General features: G+C 67.2%; 20 protein-coding genes. 4 read left to right on the plus strand and 16 right to left on the minus strand.

The genetic code is table 11. The features are described 5' to 3' along the window. Positions 1 to 121: 121 nt before the first annotated feature. A complete protein-coding gene (locus ACIBCN_RS32920) occupies positions 122 to 514 on the minus strand; it encodes a DUF4254 domain-containing protein (protein WP_396995604.1) in 393 nt (130 codons plus the stop codon). Positions 515 to 792: 278 nt separating this feature from the next. Between ACIBCN_RS32920 and ACIBCN_RS32925 the strand changes: the two genes are divergently transcribed. Both ACIBCN_RS32925 and ACIBCN_RS32930 read left to right on the plus strand, forming a co-directional pair. Then, entirely contained in the window at positions 793 to 1,602 is an 810-nt protein-coding gene (locus tag ACIBCN_RS32925; RefSeq protein ID WP_396995605.1) for a GntR family transcriptional regulator, read from the plus strand. After that, positions 1,599 to 2,207 carry a GNAT family N-acetyltransferase gene (locus ACIBCN_RS32930; protein ID WP_396995606.1) on the plus strand — a complete coding sequence of 203 codons (609 nt, stop codon included), beginning with the start codon at positions 1,599 to 1,601 and terminating at the stop codon, positions 2,205 to 2,207. The genes ACIBCN_RS32925 and ACIBCN_RS32930 overlap by 4 nt, the downstream gene beginning before the upstream one ends. Position 2,208: 1 nt before the next feature. On the opposite strand, the gene eccCa is transcribed toward ACIBCN_RS32930, so the two are convergent. The 3 genes from eccCa to eccD are packed head-to-tail and all read right to left on the minus strand — an operon-like array spanning position 2,209 to position 9,231. Next, positions 2,209 to 6,285, minus strand: coding sequence for a type VII secretion protein EccCa (gene eccCa / locus ACIBCN_RS32935; protein WP_396995607.1), 4,077 nt, complete (start codon positions 6,283 to 6,285; stop codon positions 2,209 to 2,211). A gap of 48 nt (positions 6,286 to 6,333) precedes the next feature. Beyond that, positions 6,334 to 7,743, minus strand: coding sequence for a type VII secretion-associated serine protease mycosin (gene mycP / locus ACIBCN_RS32940; RefSeq protein ID WP_396995608.1), 1,410 nt, complete (start codon positions 7,741 to 7,743; stop codon positions 6,334 to 6,336). A gap of 12 nt (positions 7,744 to 7,755) precedes the next feature. Next, on the minus strand, positions 7,756 to 9,231 hold the full coding sequence (gene eccD, locus ACIBCN_RS32945; protein WP_396995609.1) for a type VII secretion integral membrane protein EccD: 1,476 nt from the start codon (positions 9,229 to 9,231) through the stop codon (positions 7,756 to 7,758). Between the two features lie 242 nt (positions 9,232 to 9,473). Here eccD and eccA point away from each other — a divergent pair, with 242 nt between their 5' ends. Continuing rightward, a complete protein-coding gene (gene eccA / locus ACIBCN_RS32950; protein ID WP_396995610.1) occupies positions 9,474 to 11,306 on the plus strand; it encodes a type VII secretion AAA-ATPase EccA in 1,833 nt (610 codons plus the stop codon). A gap of 61 nt (positions 11,307 to 11,367) precedes the next feature. Here the strand turns inward: eccA and eccB are convergent, their stop codons facing one another. After that, positions 11,368 to 12,885 (minus strand): type VII secretion protein EccB, encoded by a 1,518-nt coding sequence (eccB, locus tag ACIBCN_RS32955; protein WP_396995611.1) that lies wholly within the window; start codon positions 12,883 to 12,885, stop codon positions 11,368 to 11,370. A 126-nt stretch (positions 12,886 to 13,011) separates the two neighbouring features. On the opposite strand from eccB, the gene eccE reads away from it, so the two are divergent. Further along, a complete protein-coding gene (gene eccE / locus ACIBCN_RS32960; RefSeq protein ID WP_396995612.1) occupies positions 13,012 to 14,808 on the plus strand; it encodes a type VII secretion protein EccE in 1,797 nt (598 codons plus the stop codon). Between the two features lie 103 nt (positions 14,809 to 14,911). Here the strand turns inward: eccE and ACIBCN_RS32965 are convergent, their stop codons facing one another. The 11 genes from ACIBCN_RS32965 to ACIBCN_RS33015 form a co-directional block, all read right to left on the minus strand. Continuing rightward, on the minus strand, positions 14,912 to 15,208 hold the full coding sequence (locus ACIBCN_RS32965) for a WXG100 family type VII secretion target (RefSeq protein WP_396995613.1): 297 nt from the start codon (positions 15,206 to 15,208) through the stop codon (positions 14,912 to 14,914). A gap of 50 nt (positions 15,209 to 15,258) precedes the next feature. After that, complete coding sequence (locus ACIBCN_RS32970; RefSeq protein WP_396995614.1) at positions 15,259 to 15,555, minus strand: WXG100 family type VII secretion target; 297 nt, start codon at positions 15,553 to 15,555, stop codon at positions 15,259 to 15,261. 86 nt (positions 15,556 to 15,641) lie between these two features. Further along, positions 15,642 to 16,433, minus strand: coding sequence for an ESX secretion-associated protein EspG (locus ACIBCN_RS32975; RefSeq protein ID WP_396995615.1), 792 nt, complete (start codon positions 16,431 to 16,433; stop codon positions 15,642 to 15,644). Beyond that, entirely contained in the window at positions 16,430 to 17,413 is a 984-nt protein-coding gene (locus ACIBCN_RS32980; RefSeq protein WP_396995616.1) for a PPE domain-containing protein, read from the minus strand. The genes ACIBCN_RS32975 and ACIBCN_RS32980 overlap by 4 nt, the downstream gene beginning before the upstream one ends. Before the next feature lie 47 nt (positions 17,414 to 17,460). After that, positions 17,461 to 17,796 (minus strand): PE domain-containing protein, encoded by a 336-nt coding sequence (locus ACIBCN_RS32985; RefSeq protein WP_396995617.1) that lies wholly within the window; start codon positions 17,794 to 17,796, stop codon positions 17,461 to 17,463. Positions 17,797 to 17,812: 16 nt separating this feature from the next. Continuing rightward, a complete protein-coding gene (locus tag ACIBCN_RS32990) occupies positions 17,813 to 19,204 on the minus strand; it encodes a hypothetical protein (RefSeq protein WP_396995618.1) in 1,392 nt (463 codons plus the stop codon). Further along, entirely contained in the window at positions 19,201 to 19,518 is a 318-nt protein-coding gene (locus ACIBCN_RS32995) for a type VII secretion target (protein WP_396995619.1), read from the minus strand. Before ACIBCN_RS32995 ends, ACIBCN_RS32990 begins: the two co-directional genes overlap by 4 nt. 92 nt (positions 19,519 to 19,610) lie before the next feature. Further along, on the minus strand, positions 19,611 to 19,913 hold the full coding sequence (locus ACIBCN_RS33000) for a YbaB/EbfC family nucleoid-associated protein (protein ID WP_396995620.1): 303 nt from the start codon (positions 19,911 to 19,913) through the stop codon (positions 19,611 to 19,613). 26 nt (positions 19,914 to 19,939) lie between these two features. Further along, on the minus strand, positions 19,940 to 20,296 hold the full coding sequence (locus ACIBCN_RS33005) for a hypothetical protein (RefSeq protein WP_396995621.1): 357 nt from the start codon (positions 20,294 to 20,296) through the stop codon (positions 19,940 to 19,942). Between the two features lie 67 nt (positions 20,297 to 20,363). Then, the gene (locus ACIBCN_RS33010; protein WP_396995622.1) at positions 20,364 to 21,149 is read right to left on the minus strand and encodes an ESX secretion-associated protein EspG; all 786 of its coding nucleotides are present in this window, start codon (positions 21,147 to 21,149) and stop codon (positions 20,364 to 20,366) included. Then, positions 21,146 to 22,942: a hypothetical protein gene (locus ACIBCN_RS33015; protein WP_396995623.1), complete on the minus strand. Its 1,797-nt coding sequence runs from the start codon at positions 22,940 to 22,942 to the stop codon at positions 21,146 to 21,148. Before ACIBCN_RS33015 ends, ACIBCN_RS33010 begins: the two co-directional genes overlap by 4 nt. Positions 22,943 to 23,049: the final 107 nt, after the last annotated feature.

Consider the following 23,049-nt stretch of genomic DNA (forward strand, 5'->3'; position numbering starts at 1 on the left):
CCCGCACTATGCCCGCAAACCGTCCACACATCCCGCGAGCCTTGCGTGAGGTGGACAGTCCGAGACCTCACCATCCGGCAGACTGGGGAACGGAAGTGCTTCGGCCGCTACAACTTCGGAGCTACCACTCCGGCAAGCGGCGTCTGCCCGCGATGATGTCGCGGACGAGATCGTCGTAGGCGTCGGCGAGTTCGGCGAGGTGATGCCAAGCGCCGTGCAGTCTTTCGTCGTGTGCGTCGAGGGTCATCAGCGCATGGTGCGCGCGCACCGAGGATTCGGCGAGGCGGTCGATGACCGCGCCGACGGTTTCGGTGTGCAGGGTGGCACCGAGCCGGTGCTGGGGCACGCTGCGCGCGACCCAGTCGTCGATGGCCATGACCAATTCGACTCTGCGACGCTCGATTTCGAGGACCACCAGCGGGTCGGTGTCGATCGATCCGCCGCGGCCGACCAGGCGCCGCTCGTGCAGCACCGCGAGATCGCGGGCGAACCAGAGCAGCGGACCGCCGACCACGCGGTGTCCACGACACGCCCGAACAAGTAGATCCGAGGTGGGAAGCAGTCCAGGAGCGTGGGACTGCGCCACCGAATCGGTACACCGAAGTGTGCCGGGAAGAGCCATTACGACTGTTGTATCCGAACCTGCCACGTTGCCTCGCCGTCATCGCCGCACAACACCGGATCAGGACGTTCATTACAATAAACCCCTGAAGGCACCTGTCAAGCGTTACCGGGCCGTAGGAAGTCACGAAGAGTACACTTCGTTACCTGCACGACCAACCGAGGAGCAAGATGGCGGACGGTCCGACGTACCACCGGATCGCAGACCTCCTCCGCGAGGAGATCCGCGCAGGCAAGTGGAAACCGGGTGATCGGTTGCCCAGCCACACGGAGCTGGCCGAGCACATGCAGGTCTCGCTTACGACCGCTCGCAATGCGATTCAGGTGCTGGTCACCGAAAATCTGGTCTACACAGCGACTTCCCGCGGCACCATCGTGCGAAACCAGGAAGTCCTGGAATCAGTTGTCACCGAACACATTCGACAGGATCGTCCGAAGTCGCCGCACGATATCTTCGAGGAGATCGCGCGCGCCGCGCACCGGATGCCGTCGAAGGAGTTCAGCGCGAAGATGGAGCCGGCCGGGCCCGCGGTCGCGTTATGGCTCGGCGTGCCGGAGGACTCCTGGGTGCTGGCTAGGACGGTCGTCCAGTTTCTCGATAACGAGCCGTGGTCCTGGGAGGTCAGCTTCTATCCGCGAGACCTGGCCGAGGCCACCGGAATCGACTCACCGCACGACATTCCAGAGGGTACCACCCGGCGGCTGGCCGATCGAGGCCACGCGGAGACCGCCCACCGCGACACGTTGACCGCGCGGCCCGCCTCCGCCGAGGAGGCCACCGTGCTCGGCGTGGCGGTGGGCACGATCCTGCTCGATCACCTGCGCATCGGCGCCAATCACGAGCGGGTCACCCGGGCGACTCGCCATCGCTCCATCGCCGCGAGCAACCGGCTCGCCTACCAGCTCGGCGATGCCGAGGGTCTCGGCGTTATCGGACGCACGCTCGGCGTGCCGTATGAGCCAGGTGTGCCGTCAGCATGAGTAATATCGCGTTCCGCCAGGCCACAATTGGCGATCTGGGCTTGATCTGCCGACTACGGCTGCAACGAACCGCGTGGCTGACCGCGCGCGGCTCCGATCAGTGGACGGTCGCGGGCCGCGGAAAACCGATCGAGATCTTCGCGCGGGCGGTCGGGCGATCGCTGGACGCGGGCCAGACCTGGATCGCGGAGGTGGCGGGCCAACCCGCGGGCACCATCACCGTCGATCGCCACGCCGACCCCGGGCTGTGGTCACCGTGGGAACTATCCGACGCGGTCGTCGTCCATTACATGATCGTCGACCTGCGATTCGCCGGATACCGGATCGGCCACCACCTACTCGCCCACGCGGGAATGCTTGCGCGCCAACAGGAACGCGACTGGGTTCGCCTCGACGCATGGACCACCAACACCGAACTGCACGACTACTACCGCAGGGAGGGCTTCGAGTTCGTCCGCATCGCGGGCCCGATCGCGACCGGCCCCTCCTGCGCACTCTTCGAACGACGCACCGACAGTTGGGATTTCGACACCCCGGTCACCATCCCAGCCATCCGCATTGCGGGCAGCACACCGAAACTCGGTGCGGTGCAGGCAAATAACTGAATCAGACGGTAGGCGGCAGGTAGGCGATCTGCACCATTTCCTCGGCCCTGCTGCGCGAGGCCAGTGTGCCGCGGCCCGGTGGTAGCTTGCTCGGGCGGATGTCGCCGATGATCTTGCCCTCGTCCCGGGAGCCGCTCATGATCAGCGTCTCGACCGACAGGTTCTTCATGCCACCGATGATCGGGTCATAGAGTGCGCGCGAGACACCACCCATGCGCCGGGTCACCACGAAGTGCATGCCGATATCGCGCGCCTGCGGCATGTATTCGATCAGCGGGGTAAAGGGATTGATGGTGCCGGCGGCCACCATGTCGTAGTCGTCGACCACGATGTAGATCTCCGGGCCCTCCCACCAACTGCGATCGCGCAGCTGCTGCGGGGTGATGTCGGAATCCGGGATCCGCTGGGACAGGAACTGCGCGACCTCCTGGATCATCGGCCCGCAGGTCTGCGACGAGGTGGAGTACCCGGCGAGCTGGTCGCCCTCGACCACGCCGAGCATGGTCCTGCGATAGTCGATCATGATGATCCGCGCCTGGTCCGCCGCGGAATTCTCCACCACGCCCATCACGATGTTGCGCAGCAGCGTCGTCTTGCCGGATTCGACATCGGCGAACGCCATGAAATGCGGCTCGGTCCCGAAATCCAGGACCAGCGGCTGCAATTCGGATTCGCCGAGTCCGACGACCACCTTCGTCGGGCTGAGTTCGATACCCAGTTCCCGCGTGGCGGCAAGCAATTCATCGCGGTCGAGCTGCATCGGCAGCATCCGCACCTCGGGCGCCTGCCTGCCCGCATGCAGCTCCGCGAGTTCCTTTCGAGCCAGGGAAACACCCTCGGCCAACGAGTCCGGGCTGGAATCGGAGTCCAACCGCGGCAAGGCAACCAGCATGTGCAACTGTTCCGGGGTGAGACCACGCCCCGGGCGGCCGACCGGAACCTGAACGGCGGTGCGCCGCCCCATCTCCGAGTCCGACGGATCGCCGAGGCGCAGCTCCAGCCTGGTGCCGATCTGATCTTTGACCGCAGGCCGGATCTCGGCCCACCGGGACGCACCGATGATGAGGTGGATGCCGTACGACAAGCCTTGTGCCGCAATGGTGGTGATCTGCGGCTCCAGCATGTCGAACTCTTCGCGGATCGCACCCCAGCCGTCGATCACCAGGAACACGTCACCGAATCGGTCGTCGGCCAACGGATTACCGGCCGACGCCGCACCGTCGGGCACGTGCGCCGCCGCGGCGAACTTACGCCGCCGGAATTCGGCCATCGACTCGATACCCAGCTCGGCGAAACGTTCTTCGCGGTGGCGCATCAGCGAGGTGAGCTCGGCGACGGTACGACGCACCCGATCGCTGTCCAGGCGACCAGCCACCGAGCCGACGTGCGGCAGCCCGACCAAGCCCGCCATGGAGCCGCCACCGAAGTCCAGGCAGTAGAACTGCACGTGCTGCGGGGTGTGGGTGGCCGCGGCGGCCATGATGATGGTGCGCAGGGTGGTCGACTTACCGGACTGCGGGCCGCCGACGACCGCCACATTGCCTTGGGCGCCACCAAGACTGACGGTCAGCACGTCGCGGCGCTGCTCGTACGGCTTGTCGATGACGCCGATCGGCATCCACAGCTGACCGTGCCGGTTGACCGGCGAGCGCCAATCCGGGTCGGGCAGCAGCATGTCCACCGTGGGGGATTCGTCGAGCGGCGGCAGCCACACCTCGTGCGCCGGGCGGCCGTGCCCGGTCAGTCGCTTGACGACGGTGTCGAGCAGCGAGTCCGGAATGCCCTCCTCCGAGCCGGGTGCGGCGAAGGCCGACGGTGGCGGCGGGAGTTCGAGCATCGGGTTCGTCGGTGACGGCGGCAGATCCAACGCGGAGTCGAGCTCGACCGGTTCCGGCATCTCCACCGGCCCCGCGGTGAACACCGCGAGCCGCTGGCCGCCGACCGGTGCGCCGTCCTCGCCGGTCACGGTGCCGACCGGCGCGACATACGGGCCGGACACGTAGCTTGCGTTGAACCGCAGCGGATCCGAGGCATCGCTCTTCAGGTATCCGGCACCGGGCACGCTCGGCAGGTGGTAGGCATCGGTGATGCCGAGCACCGCACGAGACTCGTTGGCCGAGAAGGTACGCAGGCCGATGCGGTAGGACAGGTGCGACTCGAGGCCGCGAAGTTTGTTCTCCTCCAGGCGCTGCGAGGCGAGCAGCAGGTGCACGTGCAGCGAGCGGCCGAGCCGGCCGATCATCACGAACAACTCGGCGAAGTCCGGCTTCTGCGAAAGCAGTTCGGAGAACTCGTCGACCACGACGAACAGCGCGGGCAGCGGATCGAGCGGTACGCCTGCGGCCCTTGCCTTCTCGTAATCGGTGACGTTGGCGTAGTTACCCGACGACCGCAGCAGTTCCTGCCGCCGGTTCATCTCACCGGCGAGCGCGTCCTTCATGCGGTCTACCAGGGAGAGTTCCTCTTCCAGGTTGGTGATCACCGCGGCGACGTGCGGCAGCGAATCCAGGCCGAGGAAGGTCGCGCCGCCCTTGAAGTCGACGAGCACCAGGTTCAGCGCGTCCGGCGAGTGCGTGGTGACCAGCGAAAGCACAAGGGTGCGAAGGAATTCCGACTTACCGGAGCCGGTCGCGCCGATGCACAGGCCGTGCGGGCCCATGCCGTTCTCGGCCGACTCCTTGATGTCGATCTCCACCGGCGTGCCGTCGGGGGTGATGCCGATCGGTACGCGCAGTCGTTCCCGCGCGGTGCGCGGCCGCCAGACCCTGGCCGGGTCGATCTGGGCCGCGTCCGGGATCTTCAGCAAGGCCATCAGCCCCGGATCGGCCGTCGAGCCCTCGCCGAGGCTGACGATCTGGGCCGCGGTGGCCAGCCGGTAGCGCGACAGCGTCCGCGAAAAGGCCTCGGCCTCAGCCGAACTCACCACGTCGGCGACGGCGAACTTCTCCACCCCCGTTGCGCTGCGTGCGGACACGTCGCCGCCTGCGGCGACCAGCTGCAGCCCGCGCCGCGCCGCCAGGCCGCCCTCCGGGGCGGTGAGGTCGAGCACGGTCACCGAATCCAGGCCGGATTCGCTGATCAGCCGTTCGTTGCCGTTGACGTAGCCGTCATCGATGATCACCACCAGGTGCAGCCGCCCCTGGGTGGGCTGCGGGTTGCGCATGAAACGCCCCCGCTCCATCAGCTCGGCCGACAGCGCGGTCTCCAGCTCACCGAGCGAGGTGTACATCATGCGGGCCGAGCCCATGCCGTCGCGCAGGGTCGGATGTTGCAGGTGCGGAAGCCATTTCGCCCACGCCCACGGCCCGTCCGGGTCCGCGCAGACGATGGCCACCGCGAGGTGGTCGGGGCCGTGGAAGGTGACCAGCTCCATCAGCATGGAACGCGTCAGCGTGCGCGCGTCCTCCGGCGAGCCGCTGATATTGATCGCCGGGAAGGCGCGCAGCGACACCGCGGTCGGCAGGCTGTGCACCACCGAGTGGGTGCGCACGAACCGGCGCAGCGCGACGGTGGAAACCGGCTCCAGGTCCTCTAGCGGACCGGTTTCCGGCCGCGCCAGCTTGGTGGCCAGCCGGTGGCTGCCCATGCCGACCCGGACGTGCCCGAAGTCGGGATCGTTGGGTCTGCGCTCCCACATCCGCCTGGTGCCGATCAGCGACGGCAGGTCGGTCGGGTCCGGATGACTCCAGGCCAGGGTCTCCAGCTGCTTGTTGCCGGTGCGCCGTACCTCTTTACGGATCTGGTCCAGGTAGCGGAAGTAGTCCTTGCGTTCCTCGTTGAGTTCGACCGCGCGCTTGCCCGTGCCGCCGCGGAAGCCGGCCATCATGCCGACCATCGACATCAGCATCATCATCGGAAACATCATGGACATCGGGTTGGCCAGCAGGTTGCGACCCATCATGGCCATCATCGCGATCATGCCGACCACCGCGACCACCATGACGATGGGCATCAGCTTCATCATCAGCGGGGCGGGCAGCGCACGCGAGATCTCCGGCGGCGGGGTGAGCGCCACCTCACCGCCGGGTGCCCGTGGCGGCGCTATCCGGGGGCGTCGTACGAAACCTTCGGTAGCCATGGAGTCCTTCGATCGTCGAGCTGTCTGCGTGCGGCGGGCAGCCTGCGGCTACGGGTCGAATTCGGCGTCGATCTCCCGGCGTCTGCGGCGGTACGGAATCGATACCGCGATACCGATGGCCAGGGCGGTCAGGCAGGTCAGCGAGCCGATCACCGCGATCCGGCGCGGCCGTGGATCGGGGCCGGACGGGATGACGGGCGCGGCGATCGCCCGCGCGACATCGGCTCCGTCGTCGACGGACTTGTCGGGCAGCTGCGCGGTGAGCGCGGCGAGCGGGTCGATCAATCCCGCGCCGATCGCGTCGTTGCGGCCGGCGTCAGGTGCCTGCGCGGTGCGCTTGATGCGCTCGATCACCTGCCGGGCATCGAGATTCGGGAATCGGGACCGCACCAGGGCCGCCAGCCCGGCGACATAGGGTGCCGCGAAACTGGTGCCGTCCACCGGACGGATGCCCTCGTCGGTCTGCACGCCGTTCACCAGGCCGACGCCGCCGCCCTTGCTGTCCAGCGACACGATATTGCGGCCGATCGCGGCGACGCCGATCCACGGTCCGTGCAACGACAGGTCCGACGGCTTACCGTCCGCGTCCACCGAACCAACGGCGAGCACGTACGGCGAGAACCAGGCCGGACTGGCCACGGTGTTGACCGAGTCCCAGCCGGAGCCGTCGTTCTGTTTCTGGCACGGACCGTTGTTCTCGACGTTCCCGGCGGCGGCCACCACGACGACATTGCGCTCGGAGGCGTATTTCACCGCGGCACCGAGCGAGGAGTCCGCGGTATCGGATCCGGCTGGGCTGCAGGCCACTTCGGAGATGTTGATGACGCTGGCACCGAGATCGACCGCGCGCACCACAGCCGCGGCCAGGGTGAGCACGCTGCCGTAGCCGTCGGCGCGGATGGTGCCGGGCGGCTTGTCACCGCCGCGATCTTTTTTCTCGTAGGCCAGGCTGAGCTGCCGGATGCTCAGGATCTCCGCGTCGGGCGCGACCCCGGCGAACGCGTCGCCCGGACTCGGCTGCGCGGCAATGATGCCGGCCACTAAGGTGCCGTGCCCGTCGCAGTCGACGGTGCCGTCGGAATCGGAGACGTAGTCACCGCCCGGTTGCAGCGCGGCCAATCGCGGATGCCGTTGCACCCCGGTGTCGATCACCGCGACCTTCTGCCCGGCACCCCTGCTGAACTGCCAGGCCGCGGGCAGATCCAGCACTCGCTGCGAGATCGGTGGCTCGTTCGGGGGCGCACCGGTGAGCGCGGGTTCGGCGCACTGGTCGGCCTGTTGAGTCGGCTCCAAGGGCGCGGGATGACCGCTCAACGCCTGGGCGACACCCAACGCGCCCGGGTCGATGCGGGGCGGCGATATCGCGGAGGCGGGCGGTGCGGGTGCGCTCACCAGGCCGACCACTGCGGCGGCACCGGCCATCCGCAGCAAGTTGCGACGGAAAGCGCTAGGTCCCATCGGTCCCCGCACTCATATGTTTCTGGCCATCGAGTAGACGCCCATGATCCACAGGACCAGCGGGATGAGCGAGATGATCAGCAGGTACTCGAAGATTTCGATCATCCGCCTGGTCACCGGGGTGACCTCGATATGCGGTCCGATCACGCCGAAGCCCACCGTGCCCGCCGCGAAGGCGACGAGCAGGCCGACCGCGAGCAGTTCGAATTCCGTGTCGCCCAGCGCCGCACCGGCGGCCAGCCCGACGAAGGTCAGGCTGCCACCCCCGATCAGCGTCGCGGCCTGGGTGAGATCGGCGAAGGAGCGGCCGCGCAGGCACAGGATGATCCCGGTGACGATGGCGAGCACGATGCCCTGCCAGCGCCCCGAGCCGAGCGGGTCGGCCGCGCCGAACGCGCCGATCACCGCGGTCACCGTGCACGCGATGATCAAGCCGGATTGATACTGGTTGGCCGCGCGGGCGCGCTCGCCGAGGCCGGAGGCCGACGGCAGCGCGGTGGCGCCGATCGCGCCGATGCCCTCGATGGTCGGGCGCTGTTCGTGATCGGCCGGGTCGATGGCGGCACCCGCGGTCGGCACCGGCGGGATCGGCAGCCTGGCCAGCCCGGCGGCCAGGCGCGGCACCATCGACAGCATCGCGATGCCGACCACCACCAGACCACCGGCCAGCTTCGGCAGGCCCGGATGCCAGATCAGATACACCGCGGCGGCGACACCTCCGATCACGCCGAGCGCGCCCGCGGCGGAGAACAAGGTGGCGCCCGCGCCGATCACCCGATAGCCGAGCACGGCGGCCACGATCGTCACCGAACAGCCGAGCAGCAGATGCGCGCTGCCGAGCGAGCCCGGCACGAAAAGCGCGGCACCGCCGAACAGCAACAGCAGGCCGTCCAGCGACAACCAGGTGGCGGAGAGCTGGTCGAGATATCTGCGGGCGGCGAAGCCCGCGGCGACGAAGGCGGCGATCCCCGCGGCCGACAGCGCGAACGCGGGCGCGAGCGGATCGCCGTGCCCGCGCGAATTGACCAGCAGCGCCAGCACGGTGAGCACCGTCAACACCGCGGCGACCAGGCCCATCCAGCGCGCGGAGCTGCCGGTCCAGCTGCGGAATTCCTCGGCGGTGAGCCGGGATACCGCGTCGATCACGTCGTCGAAGAGCGCGGGCGATTCCTTCGCGGTGACCGAACGCAGCACGAGCAGCTCGCCGTCGTGCACGTCGGCGTCGTTGAGCGTGCGGCTCGGCGCGAACGCCTCCTGGCCGACCCGTGCCAACGTCCAATGCTGGGCCTGCAGCGGCACCGAGTCTTCCTCGGCGTCGAACTGGTCGGGGTTGCGGGATTCGATCAGGGCCACCAGGTCGCCGATGAAGCCTGCGATCGGCACGGTTGCGGGCAGCCCGACGTCGAGCTGGGTGTTTCCGCCGATGACGGAAACCCGACTCAGCTCCGGTTCAGCGGCTCGTGTGCCACTGGTTGGTGACTCGATCAACGACCCCGGACCCCCGGCCTCTCCACTGACGATTGTTCACGCCTCGACGGCACTGGGTGGAACGTCTTCTGAGTGAACGACTTCGACACCCGTAAGACTCTCACCTAGACAACACTTGCGTTGCAACCTCTGGGCAGCTGAACCTAATGTAACGGACAGACCAGGCACTGCGCGATCGGTAGTCTGGGGGGCATAAAGAACTCATCCGCTACTACGAACGAAGACTTCGGGGTCCGACAGCCATGACCGGCAATCGCCAAGCACAACGCGCCTTCGACGCCGGAATTCTGTCGCTGGGATTGTCCATCGAGGGACAGGAATCCGCGCGCGACCTCGAGTACGCGAAGCTCGCCTTCCAGCGCGCCACCGAGTGGGACCCCACCATGTGCGACGCCTGGCTCGGCCGCGCCGCCGCGGGCGAGCTCACCAAAGACGTCTTGTTCAACATGCACAGGACCAGCGCGAGCACGCTGTACCGCGAGCAACGCAGGCTCGGCCTGCAGCCGCGCGACCTGGCGGGCCGGTTCCTGCCCGGCCTCTATATCGACTACCCGCTGGCCAGCTACACCGAAATCTGGCTCGCCTGGGCCGCGTACCTGATCGGGGAAAAGGAGTACGACGAGGCCGAGCGGGTGCTCAACGAGCTCGACACGCACCGCAGGTCCCACCTGAGCGACCCTGATCGCGAGATCGACAACCGCATCTGCGCGTACGTCCGCGGCGTCATGCATTACAACACCCAGCGGTGGCCCGATGTGATGTCCGTGCTGGCCGGTTCGGCCGAGTGGGACGATCCGTATCTCGCGGCGGGCGCGAACGTCATGGTCGGCACCGCCTGCGCGCAGCTCGGTCTGTTCGGCGAGGCGATCCGCCGGATGGAACAGGCCGAATCGGGCCCGATTCCGGCCGCTCGGTCCACCGCCATGTTCTGCCGCGGCCTGTGCCTGCGCGAATCCGGCAACGAAGAAGTGGCGCAGGGCCTGTTCGAGAAGGTGTACTCGCAGGCACCGGATTTCGAGGCGAACACCGCCGCGATGCGCGACCGCACCTATCGGATCAGCGTCACCTCGCGCGAAACGATCGACGCGCGCACCGACAAGTGGGATCCGGCCTCGGCGCCGTCGATGAAGGCCATGGAGCAGGCCGAGACCGAGGACCGGGCCAAGAAGATCCTCGCCGACGCCCGCGCCGAACTGAACTCCCAGATCGGTTTGGCCTCGGTGAAGACACAGGTGGCCAAGCTGCAGTCGAGCGCGCAGATGGCGAAGATCCGCGCCGAGAAGGGCCTGGCCGCCGGGGCGCGCGGTCAGCACCTCGCCTTCACCGGTCCGCCCGGCACGGGTAAGACCACCATTGCCCGGGTGGTCGCCAAGATCTATTGCGGCGTCGGCATCTTGAAGACCGACAAGGTGGTCGAGGCCAAGCGCGTCGACTTCGTCGCCCAGCACCTCGGCGGCACCGCGGTCAAGTCGGAGGCACTGATCGACAGCGCGATGGACGGCGTGCTGTTCATCGACGAGGCGTACACGCTGATCCAGACCGGCCTGCAAGGCGGCGACTCGTTCGGCCGGGAGGCCATCGACACCCTGCTGGCCCGGATGGAGAACGACCGCGACCGGCTGGTGGTGATCATCGCCGGATACGACGGCGAGATCGATCGCCTGCTCGCCGCCAATGACGGCCTGGCATCACGGTTTTCCAAGCGCGTGCAGTTCCCGTCGTATACCCCGGCCGAGCTCGGCGAGATCGGCAACGTCATCGCGCACAAGCGGGACTCGGAACTGTCCGACGAGGCGCTCGCGCTGCTCGTCACCGCCTGCACCCAGCTCTACGAGCTGCAGAGCACCGACCAGAGCGGCCAGCCGCGCCGCGGCGTCGACCTGGCGGGCAACGGCCGGTTCATCCGTAACGTCATCGAGACCGCCGAGGAAGAGCGCGAGTTCCGGCTGGCCAACGACGAAACGCTGGATCTGACCACGATCGACGAGAAGATGCTGATGCGCATCGAAGCGCCCGATATGCACACCGCGCTGTCCAGCATCCTCGCCTCGCTGAACGTCGGCTTCACCGGCTGACACTCCAAGGGCCGCAACGGGCGCACCCGACTGATGCGGCCCCCACGCGGCGGCGGCACGGCTAGTGCTGCGGCTCCAGCGGCAGCTGATCGCGCGCGGCGAGCGCTTCCTTCGGGGACAGCGTTGCGCCGGGCACCATCTGGCCGATAATCGCCCACGGCGCGAGCCGCGGGGTGTCCCCGAGACCGAGTATGCCCGCGGTCGCCATATCCGGAATGCCGTAGCGCACACCGTTATCGGCGACGTAGAACAGGCTGCCGCGCCGCGGGCTCCCCGGCTCCATGCCGGTCACCTGAACGAACTCGCCGCTGCCCGGCGGGACGTACACCGCGTCCACCCGGTCACCGGTGCCGTCGGCGGTGGCCAGCGCGACAGCCTTCGCCGAGTCGGCGATCGGCACGCGGACACCGGCGAGCAGGGTGATCGACGCACGCTCGGCCGGGCCGTCGCCCGCGTCGACCTTGCGGTCGGCGGGGGCCGTGCCCGGTGTCTTGGACCACGCCACGCAGGTGACGGGCGCGTCCTCGGCGTTCAGGATCTTTGGGGTCTCGACCGGAAAGTCGTTGATCGGCAACACATCGTGCACCACCCGCACTCGATCGAGCACGTCCGGCGGCATGGTCGGGATGTCGCTCATCCCGTGCGAGTCGGCGAACCGGATCAGCTGCGCGGTGAACGGGCTCACCGGCTGCAGCGCGTCGGCGAGCACGGCGTACAGCCCGGGCTTGCCGTCGCCGGCGTCGCGAACGGAGATGACGCCGCCGACCGGAATACTCGACAGCGGCCCCGGGCCAGGCTGGCCGGCCTGCGGGATCTGCGGCGCCCCCAGCGCGGGGACTTCCGTTGTCGCGCCGAGCATTCCGGTGCCGATCGGGCGCGCCCGGTGCGTCGTCAGGCTCAGTGCGCGCACCAACACCGAGTTCCCCGGGTCGACCTCGGCCCGCTTGCCGTCGTAGACCAGGTAGGTCTTGCCGCCGCGCTGCACCAGCAGCGCCTCGTCCTTGCCGACCGTGCGGGTCCGCTCGCCGAGGGCAGGACGACCCGCGATGACCGTCGTGGTACCGCCGGTGGCCGAGGCTGCGCTGCCGCCCTGCGACAGCGTGATCGTCTCGCACAGCGCCCATTCCGACCGCGGCCCCTGCGACGACCCAGGCAGCGCGCTCGGCGCGCCGGGGATGCCGACCATCGGTCCGCGCGGCAGGTCGTTGAGCTTGCTGTCCTTCACCGCGTTCGGCTCGGCATTGCTGCCGGTGATCAACCGGGCAGAGGCCAGATTCAGGACCGGGTGCAGCGTCTTGCCGCCATCCTTGCCCTGCACCACGACATACAGCGCGCCACTCTGCTTGCCCGACACGATCAACGAGTCACCGATCGCGCCCTGCGGCCGCAGGAAGCTCAGGATCGCGGCACCCGCTATCACCAGAATCCCGAGCACCAGGCCGACCCACAGCGAGCGCACTTGAGACCGCATAGGGTCGTGCAGCATTCGCACGTCGCGCCGCACCAGCGCGTGGTCGAGTCGGCGCAACAGGAATCGATACCCGTTGACCTGGGCTCGGGTGGTCAGCTGTGCCGGCACAAGGTCTCCATCGAACTGTCGAGAACCATCTTCATCGACACGGTACCGTAATTCCAGGACGGCCCTGAACCGATGATTTCATGGTCATGGGCGCTGGTCGTACAGGTGGCAGACAGGGACAACGCGGTGACGACAACTGAGCAGCAGACCAGGCCCGACGGGGCGACCGAGCCGGAAGGCGATGGCGCGCCGACGCCGCCCGCCGTTCCAGCCTCGGCCTACGACACCCTGCGCGACCCCGAATTCTGGCTCTTCCGTGTCTATCCCCTGCGGGTGGTCGTGCCGGTGGTGGTACTCGCCGCCGCACTGGCCTGGGTCGTGCTCGCCACCACGCATTCGCTGTGGGGCGCGATCGGCGCGGGCATCGCTTTCGCGGTGATCTTTCTCGTCCCGATCCGCGGCCGCACCCCGGCGGCGCGAATCGGCGGCGCCATGGCCCGGCGGCGCACCAAGCGTCCCGCCGACCAGCTGACCCAGGCGCCCGCCTTCGATGTGCCGTTCAGCGAGGGCGGCGGTTACGGGGTGCGCTGGGATGGCGAGCTGCTGCTCACTGTGCTGCGCATCGACCCGCCGCCGGACACGCTGACGCTGCTTCGCCGCGGCTCGCTGAGCACCGATCAACTGCTTCCGCTCACCGAAATCGCCAGCTGCCTCGATCAATTCGACCTGACCCTGGCCGGTATCGACATCGTGAGCACCGGCGCGCGCACAGCGGGCACGGGCATCATCTCGCACCTCTACGACAGCATTCTCGGCCCGCTGCCCGCCATCGCGCACCGCACCCTCTGGCTGGTGCTGCGGCTCGATCCGCTGGCCAATGCCGAGGCGGTGGACAAACGCGGCGGCGGCGGCACCGGCGCGCTGCGCACCGCGATGATCGCCACCCGCCGGGTGGCGAACCGGCTCGCCGCGCACGACATTGCCACCGCGGTACTGACCGCCGCCGAAATCAACACCGCGGTCCGCGAACTCACCCATGGCTTCGAGCTCGACCAGCTCACCGAATCGCCGCGGTCACTGGAGTATCAGGGCCGCTATCTCACCCACTATCAAATCGGCGCGGACATGATCGGCCCGCGCGGGCTCGCCGATATCTGGACGGTGCAGAGCCTGTCCACCACGGTGACCCTGCGGCTGCGGCCCGGCGCGCACCGGCACGACACCCGCGCCGACCACATCGGCACCGTGGTACTCAATGCCGTCGTCCGGTTCGACACCACCTTCGAGCCAGAGGAGCCACCGCTGCCGGGGCTGCGCGAACTGCCGGGCAATCAGCTGCGAATCCTGTTGGACACCTTGCCGATCGGGGATGCGGGCCGCTGGGGCTCGGACACCGGATATCGCGGCACCATCACCGCGCTCACCGACATCGCGGTGCCGACCGCGGGCTGCGGGCAGTTGATCGGGGCCGACGAGACCGGCCAGGGCATCGCGGTGCGGCTGGTCGGGGAGGGCACCAGGCACCTGGAGGTCGTCGGCAACCTGGACCTGGCCCAGCAGGTGATCCTGCGGGCGACCGCGCTCGGCGCGCACGCCATCGTGCACACCGCACGTCCCGACGCGTGGCACACCATGGTGACCAACCTCGATGCGCCGCATGTGATTTCGATCGCGCCACGGTCTGCGGGCGCCAGCTACCACGCGCCTGCCGCGCCACCGCTGCCTGCCGCGCCCTACCCGAGCACCACGGTCGTGGTGTTCGACGGGATCGCACCGACCACGCATGCGGGCGGGGCCACCATCGTGCATGTACGCACGCCGGATCAGCCGCCGGCGCCGATCGATGCCGACGTCACGCTGATCCAGGATCCGGACGCGCCGAACCGGATCACGGTGCGCACCGCGACCGCGACCGCGACCGTGTTCATGGTGACCACACCGGACGAGATGCACTACATCGGCGAATCGCTCGCCGCCCGCTGATCCGGGAATCGCTGTGCTGGTCGAGAACTACAGCACTGGCTCGAAACCCGAAACGGCCGAACGGAACTGGTTGTCCCGCTCGGCCGTCAGGTAAGGGATAAGGTCAGGCGTAAGCGGAGAAACCGTCGCCGACCTTGTTATCGGCCTCGAGTGCGCGGTTCAGCGCGCTCTCCACCTGCGCGGCGAGCTGGTTCACCTTGTCGATGGTGTCGGTGAGCTCCGTGTCGAGCTCCTTGTGCATAGCGTCGAAACTCGCCGACGCGTTCTTACCGGCCAGGTTGTTGTGGAAGGCCTTGGCAACGGTCTCCAGCGTGGTGATCTCCTGCTGCATCTTGCCGCCGTGATTCTTCAGCTCGTCGTACAGCTGGTTCATGGTCTTGGGGTCATACATAATGGTCATGGATCAGTTCCTTCGAATGATGGGTGACGAATAGGAGTGGAGTAGGCCGTTTAGGTCTGGTCCATGGCCAGCAGCGTCTTCTTGCCGTTCTCGACCGCCTCGTTGAACCGGTCGAACTTCGCGTTCAGCGCGGTGGCCTCGTGGTCCCACTCGTTGGCGACCCGAACGAACGCGTCGTTGGCGTCACCCTTCCAGCCAGCCTTCGCTTCCATTGCGGCATGGTCGATTGCTTTGACCGAGGCGCGCAGGTTCTCGATCGCTTGCGTCAGTTGCTGGGCGACCGCGGTGATACCTTGGGCCTCGAGCGCAACGGTGTCGCCCGAGGGGGCGAGGTTAGTGAGTGCCATTTCATTGACCTTTCGTCATTTTGATGATCGTTCTGATGCAAACGATCTCGTCGAACTACGAGACAACCGAAGTTGCCACCCGAGAACTACTGAGGCAGCCACCTCCCCCCGGGCAGCCCCTCGATCAACGTGGCGACTGCTTGCGCAACCCGGTGGTCGGAACCTGGCGTGACCGTGGACCAGACCTGCTGATCCGGGGAAACCGTCGGCGCTGCGACGATCCGCCCGCGGGCGGTGTCGTACACGGCGACGGCACCAGGCGCTCGTGTGGTCACGCCATCCTCATGGGCGCACGCCACGATCTCGGCGTAAGCGTGCGTCGCACCGAACGCGAGCCCCAATTTGGTGGCGTCGCGCTCAGCGGCACCCAGGGCATAGAGAGCGTCCGTGAGCTCGCTGGAGGTGGCGGCGGCGTTGAGCCGTTCGGCCAGCTCCGCAGCGGGGACGCTGAACTGGGGAATGTCGGCGGGCGGGCACGGACCCATGGCGGCAAGCAGCGGCCGCACCAGATCGGCCGCGGACCCATCGGTCCACACCTGCCGCACCTCGAAGTCGTCGCCGGAGCGGACCGCGACCGCGTGCGCGTCGCCGCGACGCACCACACAGACTCGGCGCGGGCCGTCTTCGGTGTAGATGCGGGCCACCAGTTCATGCTCCGGCAAGGCCAGCGTGAACAGCGTTTCCGCCAGCTCCGAAGCCACTTCGCCGTGCGCGTCGATCAGGCCGTCGCCGATCAGGGTGGCCATGGCGTGCTCCTGCGCGCGCTGCCATTCCTCGAACGAATCCTGCTGCGGCCCTACCGAAAGCGCCAGCGGCAGGGTCTGCACCCCGAGCCGGTCGGCGACGGCGAGCAACGCGTCGTTGGTCAGTGTGGTCACGACGCACCGCCGGATTCGGTCCGAGTCTCGGTGGGCGTTTTCGTCACCGACTCGGTGCCGCCGAGAACCGCTGGCGCGGCTTGGATTTCGCCTTCGAGCCCGATCTGGTCCGCCTCGCCCGCCAGATTGGCGCGTGGGAACCGGGCCGAATCCTGGCCGCCGCCTGCGCCGCCCATCGCGCCGGGGGCGATCGGCGCCGACTGGCCGGTCGCGCTCGCCGTACTGACCTGGGTCGATTTCGTCGTTGACTCGGTAGTCGTGGTGGCTTGCGAGTACACCGGCGCGCGGTAGGACGATAGCGCCCGTGGCGGCAAGGTGGGTATCGCGATCGAGCCGATCGGGATACCGCCGATACCCGGCATCGCGGTGGGTGTCACTGCCGCCGCAGCGGTGGCCTGCTCGGCGGCCAATGCCTGTTCGGGCGCGATCTTCGGCGGTTCTTGATGCTGCCACGGCGTCGCCAATGGTTCAGCGGCCGTCTCGTAGCTGCGCATCACCCGTGACGCAACGGCTTTCGCCATGTCCGCGTCCGCGTCGTTGTCGGCGGCGATCGCCTGGATCGGCGCGCCGAGCATGGCACCCATGCTTTTCAGCATCTCCTGCACTTGCTGAATCTGCTGAATGTCAGCGGTGTTCGGCATGGTCAGTCTGGCCACCTCGTACGCGGCGACCTGGGTCTGCAAGCGGGTGGCGTTCGAGGTCGCGGTGGTGGCCGCGTCGACCAGCCAATCCCGCAGCGTGGTCACCTTTTCCATGACCTCGTTGCTGCGACCGGACTGCCATGCGGTGCGCAGCGAAGCAAGGACCCGCTCGTATTCGAGCACCGCCGCACCGAAAACCGTGGCGAGCCGCGCCCATTCGGCGGCTGCCTCGGCCATCGGCAGAGAACCCGGCCCCGTGGTGAGGTCTCGGGCGAGCCGATCCGGCTGCCGAGCTTCCCACACCACGCCGGTAAACCCTGGCTTCGGTGGTTCGATCATTGCTGCGCTGTGCCTTTCCAAGACAGGCCTTTCCACGGACCCGTGCCTCAGGCGGACGTGCCGCCTGCCGCGTTGAAGCCCGCGACGCTGTCGCTTTCCATCTGGCTGAACTCGTTGGTGTGCAACCGCAACGTGGCCGCCAGCTTTCGCATTTCGGTCACGCTGGCCTGCGCGCTCGCCAGGTACGACGACGCGACCTCGTTCCCGGTCTGCGCGGCCCGGCCGGAGACTTCGTCTGCCCCCGCCGGCTGGATCGTCAATGCCTGTTCGGCGGCCTGCAGATCCGCCGCCAGCCGGTCGGCGAGCACATCGAGTCCACTCGATGCCTCCCCGGCCGCGTCAGCGTCGAACTGAAAGCTCGTGAACGCGCTATCACTACTCATGAGACCCTCCTCAAAGTCAGAGCGTGAGTTCTTTATCCGGCGGTGGTTCCGACGTGGTGTCGGCCGCGCCGACCACCGGCAACGAGACCCCCTCGATCCGGCCGACCACTTCGTCGCCGTGCTGACTGGTCACCAGCTGGCCACGCAGCGCATCGGTGCTCGACCCGCCGTCTTTGCCGAGTCCGGCGCCGGCGACACCGGACATCGGCATCCCGCCGCCCATGCCGCCGGTGCCACCGGTCGACATCGCCGCTGTGGTGGCGGGACTCGACCCACCCACACCGCTCAACCCGGTGAGCGAGCCCATCGAGCCGCTCGCGACTCGAGTGCCCTGCCACGGGTTCAACGGAGCGGCGGGAGCGCCCGAGACACCGGGGCCGGGGCCACCGAACGCGCCGGGACCGCCGACACCGCCCGCGGCTTCGGCTTTCGCCTTCTCGTCATCGGAGAGTTGGCTGCTCTCATGGGTTTTCGAGTCGACGACCGGCTTCGGCGCGCTGAGCGCCGAGCTCGCCTGGGCGAGCTGACCGAGCGACTGTGCCGCCGTGGTCGCGGTGCTGATCAGCGGCGTCACCATGCCCATCAGCTGGCTCAGCTGGTCGGCGCCGCCCGCACCCGCGACGCCCTTGGGCGCGTTGGTGATCGGGACCTTGGTCCCGGTCGCGGTCATGGTGCCGCTGTGGCCGAGCAGTTCGACCTTGGTCTTGACCGTGATGCCGAGCGCCTCGGCCATCGACTCGACCGCCGAGGCCGCCAGAAACGCCTGTCCCGGCGGGGTTGCCGCGTACAGCGGCGCCAGCGCGAGGGTGGTGGAGAACTTGGCAACCACTGCGGACATCAGCCCGGCGCCGGTGAAGACGCTGCCCGCCGCGTTGGTGAGAACCGCCTTCTCCTGGGTGCTTTGGCTCTCCAGCTTGCCGGCGTCGGTCGCGGCCTCACCCGACTTCTTCGCCGCCTCCATCGCCGCCATGCCCTGCCAGACCGACATCGCCGTCTGGATCGCGGAGGTGCCGACCTGCATCACCGTCTGCATGACGGTCGAGATGCCGGTCAACAGCTGGGTCGGGTCCATCGGCGGTGGCGGCGCCGCCGCGTTCTGGGTGCCGTCGGCGTTGGCCGGGGCCGGCTGGGGTGCCGGTGGCGCGCCGAGCTTTCCGTTGCCGAACGCGGACGCCAGATCGGTCAGCGGCCGCATCAGCGCGGTGAGGTCAAGCTGCGGCAGCGGCGGCATCTCGGGCATATGGATGAACGAGGGCAGCTCCGGCAGGTTCGGCAGCCCCATGTCCTGCAGGATGTGGTTCACCGGCTGGTCGAGCATCGGGGCTAGGACGCTGCCCCGCAACAGATCCAGCACGCTCGGATCCAGCGGCTCCGCCCCCGGCGGTGGGATGGCCCCGGGGATGGTCATGGCTTCGAGTTGACCGATCCGATGGCCGCACTGGACGCGCCATCGGCGGACTCGTAGGTGCTGGCCGCCTGGTGCGCGGTCAGCGCGGTCCCGGCGTGCACCGCGGCCAGTTCGGCCACCGAGCTCAGATGGTTCGCCTGCGCGAACGCGAACGAGGCGAGGAACTCCTGGCCGATCAGGCCGAACACCGGCACCACCGTGCCGATGGTTGCCGCCTGGTCCACCGCGCCCGCCGAGGCGACGCCCGCTGCCATCGCGGCCGAGGCGGAGCCGTAGGCCCGAACCGCATCTGGAACAACTTCAATGTGATTCATGACTTGACATCCAATCCCGAAACACCATAAGGCGTTTCGTCAGACCTTACCTATCGGAGCATGTATGCGCTGATCACGGCGTAATTTCTCGATCACTTCGCCGCGCTTTCCTCGTTATACGCGGTAACCAGCTCGGCCCGCTCGGCGAAGGCGCGATACGCCGCCGCGCGCGCGGTGTCGACCAGTGTCTTCTCGAAGTCGGCGGGCGAAAGCTTCGCTATCGCACCGGTAAAGCTCAGCCCGACCAGCGCGCCGTTACCGTCCACCGAGGCGGTGACCGAGCCGTCCTCCGACGTCTCGGTCATCAAGATGCCGGTGGTCGCCTCGTTGAGATCACGCAGTCGGTACATCTGCTGCTGTACCCGCGCGATCAGCTCGTCCATCGTGTCGACCATGACTACCTCCCGAATTCCCGTCCTGGTCAGACTGATCGAAGCCAGCTCTGCGGCTCGGTCTCGTACTCCTGCTCTTCGATGATCTCTTGCCGCGCCACTTCCTGCTCGGTGGGCAGCCCGGTCATCGCCAGCATTTCGGAGGTGAAGCCCGCTTCCTGCAGTTGCGTCCGACGGGCCATCCCGGCCCGGTTCGCCGACTGCTTGCACAGCCGTAAGATCTCGGCCGCCAACGCCTCCGGGGCACGCCGCAATTGATCCTGGTCCAGCCGGATACCCAGCGGCAGGCCCTGCTCGGTGGTGCGCACCGCGATCGAGCCGGTCAGCGAGGTCACGACGAATTCCGTCGGAAACTCCTGCGGCGTATCGCCATTGGGTGTCGTCACGGCCGCTCCCTCTCCGAACATGGGATCAATAACAGCGTCTCACGCATGTCAACTCCTTAACAACTCCTTATGCGCGCTCGTCCTTGATGGCACGGACCACCTCGGCGATTCGGCCGTTGATCAACTGCACGAACCGCTTGCCGTCCGCCGCGACCGCCGTGGCCGGGGTTCCCTCGGTAATGACGTAACGACCGTCGTCTTCGATGTCGCGCCACTCGAGCCGATGGCGGGTAACTCCACGCGGGCCGAATCGAGAACGTCCCTGGGTGATATCGATGGTGCCCACATATTGGTCCGGCGCGGCCATGAACCGTGCGGACCGAGAGTGCACAGAGTCTGTAAAGGAATCTTGCACAATGGAACTGGCGTAGGAATAGTCCAACTCTTCGGCCCGGTCCTCGGTGGGCAGGATGTAGTCCGCTTCCCTACCCGCCGGGACCTCGGGAATTGCTTGCACCACCATGTCGGCCAATCTCAGCGCGTCGCACTCGGTGACGATATATCCGCCACTATGCCAATAGGTTTCACCAGGTTTCTGGGTTACCACGTAGCCGATATCGCCACGACGGACGGCATATACACGGACCAGAGTGTCCGGTTTCGTGTTGTCGTTGCCGTCGGAGCCGTGCACCGCGATCTGGATATCAGGCTCGAGCAGTGTCTCCAACACCGTATCGACGAACTCCGGGTGCGCACGTTCGATCCGATCCAGCGCCTGCCGTATCTGTGAATCCAATTCGCTGCGGGTGCGCACGCGAGCGGTCATGAGCAACGGCCAGGGCAGCCACGTCGTCGTTGCCCGTTCCCAAAAGGCAAAGAGTTCGAGGTCGGTAAACGTCCACGTGCGGTTCATTGTTCGACGATGGGTTTGACCACTACCGGCGCGTCCCCGATCGCATCTTCGAGATGCTCGATGGAGTCGAGATAGTCGGCTCGCTTGTGCTCCTTCTGCTGTCCCTGAGCGCCGGGACCGGGGCCGGGGCCCATGCCCATCCCGGCATTCGTCGCGAGGCCCGCTCGCGCGCCGGTCGCGGCGGCGGATGTCGCCGCCTCGGCGCGCGGGAACAACTTCGAGGCCTTGTCCAGGTTCTGTCCGACACCGCCGGGCTTCGCGGCGCTGCCGGGGCCAGGACCGCCGCCTTTCGACGAGGCCGTGCCCAATGCCTTCTTCGCCTGCTCCTCCAGGTCCTTCATGCTCGGCAGGACCGGCAGTCCGGCCAAGCCCGCTTGCTGCGCGGCTTGCTGTGCGGCAGTGGCCAATTGCGAGCCCATCTGCTGAGCTGCCTGGGAGAGCTGCTGCCCGATCTGCGACGCCATCTGGGTGGCCTGCTGGCTCGCCTGCTGCGCGGCTTGCTGGGTGGCTCGCTGCTGCTCTTGCTGCTGCTGCAGCTTATCGCGCTGAGCCTGCTGCTCCTGTGCCCGCCGCTGCTGGTCTTCGAGGGCCTTGCGCTGCTGATCGGCCTGCTCCTGGAGCCTGCGCTGCTGATCCTGCTGCTGCTGTTGGTTCTGCAGTCCGGGGGTGCCGGGATTTGCCTTGCCTGGAGTACCCGGAGTGCCCGGAGTACCTGGCGTGCCCGGGGTTCCCGGCGTGCTGTTGTTCTGCTGCGGTTTGGGGCCTAGTGGAAGGGGCAGCTCCGGGATGGCGGTGGAGGTCGCCGCTATGCCCTGCTCATACCAGCCGGCGTAGGCATCTCGGGCCAGCCCTAGTTCGATATTCTTGTTTTCCGGAGACAACGTGTCGGCCGGGGAGTTCGGCATATTGACCTGAGTGTTTTTTCCCCAGTTGTACGCGTCCATCGAGACGGTGCTCATGTTTTTCATGGCCTGGACCAATGCCTTGCCGGTGCCGGTATAGACGTGCACCGCATTCTTTGCACTGTCGGCACCGTGGCCGGTCCACTTCTCCGAGTCCACCAGGCCGGAGATATTCGCGTTGAAGTCGGTGAAGCCCGCATCCAGTTTATCGGCGATACGCTTCCAGCCCGACGCCACATCCTTGGCGGCGTACACACCGCCTAGGCTGGTAGCCAATTTGTAAAAATCTTCATACAGCAGCGATACGGCAGGTTCCGCCTCGACGAGGGCTCCCTTGTCCGTAACCTGAAGTCCGGAAGGCAATCCAGCATATTTGCCGATCTGCCAGTTACCCTTGTCGTCCCGCTTCGCTCGTTGATAGTTGCTCGGATCGGAGACCGGGGTGTCGGCCCAACCGTATACATCGCCTTTTGTGGTGCACAGGACAACCTGCCAGGACTGCCCGATACGCTCGATGCCCTCCCTGGGTTTCCGACTATTCTTGATGCCGTCCAGATCGGTCTGCGATTGTGTGTCCGCGTTCTTGTAGTGGTTGCCCGCGATCAGAAACGACTGAGCCATATCGTTCAATATTTTCTTATGGCTGTCCAGGACCTCGTCACGAAACTTCTTGCCGGCCTTGACGAACTCATCGGTCAACCGATGACCCGAGGGTAAATGGCCGAACATTTCGGCTTGGGTCGGCACAACTCTGCCGACATCTCCCACGGCCAGATCGATGATGTCGAGCATATCGGCGCAAAAGGTCGCGGCCTGAGTCGCGACCCCATTTTCCAACTTGAGGGCACCGGGCCGTTTGAAGCCCTTCCAATCGTCCTTCGGATCACCCATTGGTCACACTCCTGCCAGCGCGAAGGTTCCGAGTACGGCCGCAGGCCGACACGATAGCGACAGGCCACCCACCCGTCCTCGGCATCGAACGACGCTCGTGCACTGGA

Source organism: Nocardia sp. NPDC051052, from assembly GCF_044456045.1.
In the GTDB taxonomy this organism is placed as follows: domain Bacteria; phylum Actinomycetota; class Actinomycetes; order Mycobacteriales; family Mycobacteriaceae; genus Nocardia.

What these genes read in the sequence shown, in the direction of transcription:
- ACIBCN_RS32925 (WP_396995605.1), top strand. Translation starts at nt 793, where the DNA reads ATGGCGGACGGTCCGACGTACCACCGGATCGCAGACCTCCTCCGCGAG.
- ACIBCN_RS32930 (WP_396995606.1), top strand. Translation starts at nt 1,599, where the DNA reads ATGAGTAATATCGCGTTCCGCCAGGCCACAATTGGCGATCTGGGCTTG.
- eccCa (WP_396995607.1), bottom strand. Translation starts at nt 6,285, where the DNA reads ATGGCTACCGAAGGTTTCGTACGACGCCCCCGGATAGCGCCGCCACGG.
- mycP (WP_396995608.1), bottom strand. Translation starts at nt 7,743, where the DNA reads ATGGGACCTAGCGCTTTCCGTCGCAACTTGCTGCGGATGGCCGGTGCC.
- eccA (WP_396995610.1), top strand. Translation starts at nt 9,474, where the DNA reads ATGACCGGCAATCGCCAAGCACAACGCGCCTTCGACGCCGGAATTCTG.
- ACIBCN_RS32965 (WP_396995613.1), bottom strand. Translation starts at nt 15,208, where the DNA reads ATGACCATTATGTATGACCCCAAGACCATGAACCAGCTGTACGACGAG.
- ACIBCN_RS32970 (WP_396995614.1), bottom strand. Translation starts at nt 15,555, where the DNA reads ATGGCACTCACTAACCTCGCCCCCTCGGGCGACACCGTTGCGCTCGAG.
- ACIBCN_RS32980 (WP_396995616.1), bottom strand. Translation starts at nt 17,413, where the DNA reads ATGATCGAACCACCGAAGCCAGGGTTTACCGGCGTGGTGTGGGAAGCT.
- ACIBCN_RS32985 (WP_396995617.1), bottom strand. Translation starts at nt 17,796, where the DNA reads ATGAGTAGTGATAGCGCGTTCACGAGCTTTCAGTTCGACGCTGACGCG.
- ACIBCN_RS32990 (WP_396995618.1), bottom strand. Translation starts at nt 19,204, where the DNA reads ATGACCATCCCCGGGGCCATCCCACCGCCGGGGGCGGAGCCGCTGGAT.
- ACIBCN_RS32995 (WP_396995619.1), bottom strand. Translation starts at nt 19,518, where the DNA reads ATGAATCACATTGAAGTTGTTCCAGATGCGGTTCGGGCCTACGGCTCC.
- ACIBCN_RS33000 (WP_396995620.1), bottom strand. Translation starts at nt 19,913, where the DNA reads ATGGTCGACACGATGGACGAGCTGATCGCGCGGGTACAGCAGCAGATG.
- ACIBCN_RS33010 (WP_396995622.1), bottom strand. Translation starts at nt 21,149, where the DNA reads ATGAACCGCACGTGGACGTTTACCGACCTCGAACTCTTTGCCTTTTGG.
- ACIBCN_RS33015 (WP_396995623.1), bottom strand. Translation starts at nt 22,942, where the DNA reads ATGGGTGATCCGAAGGACGATTGGAAGGGCTTCAAACGGCCCGGTGCC.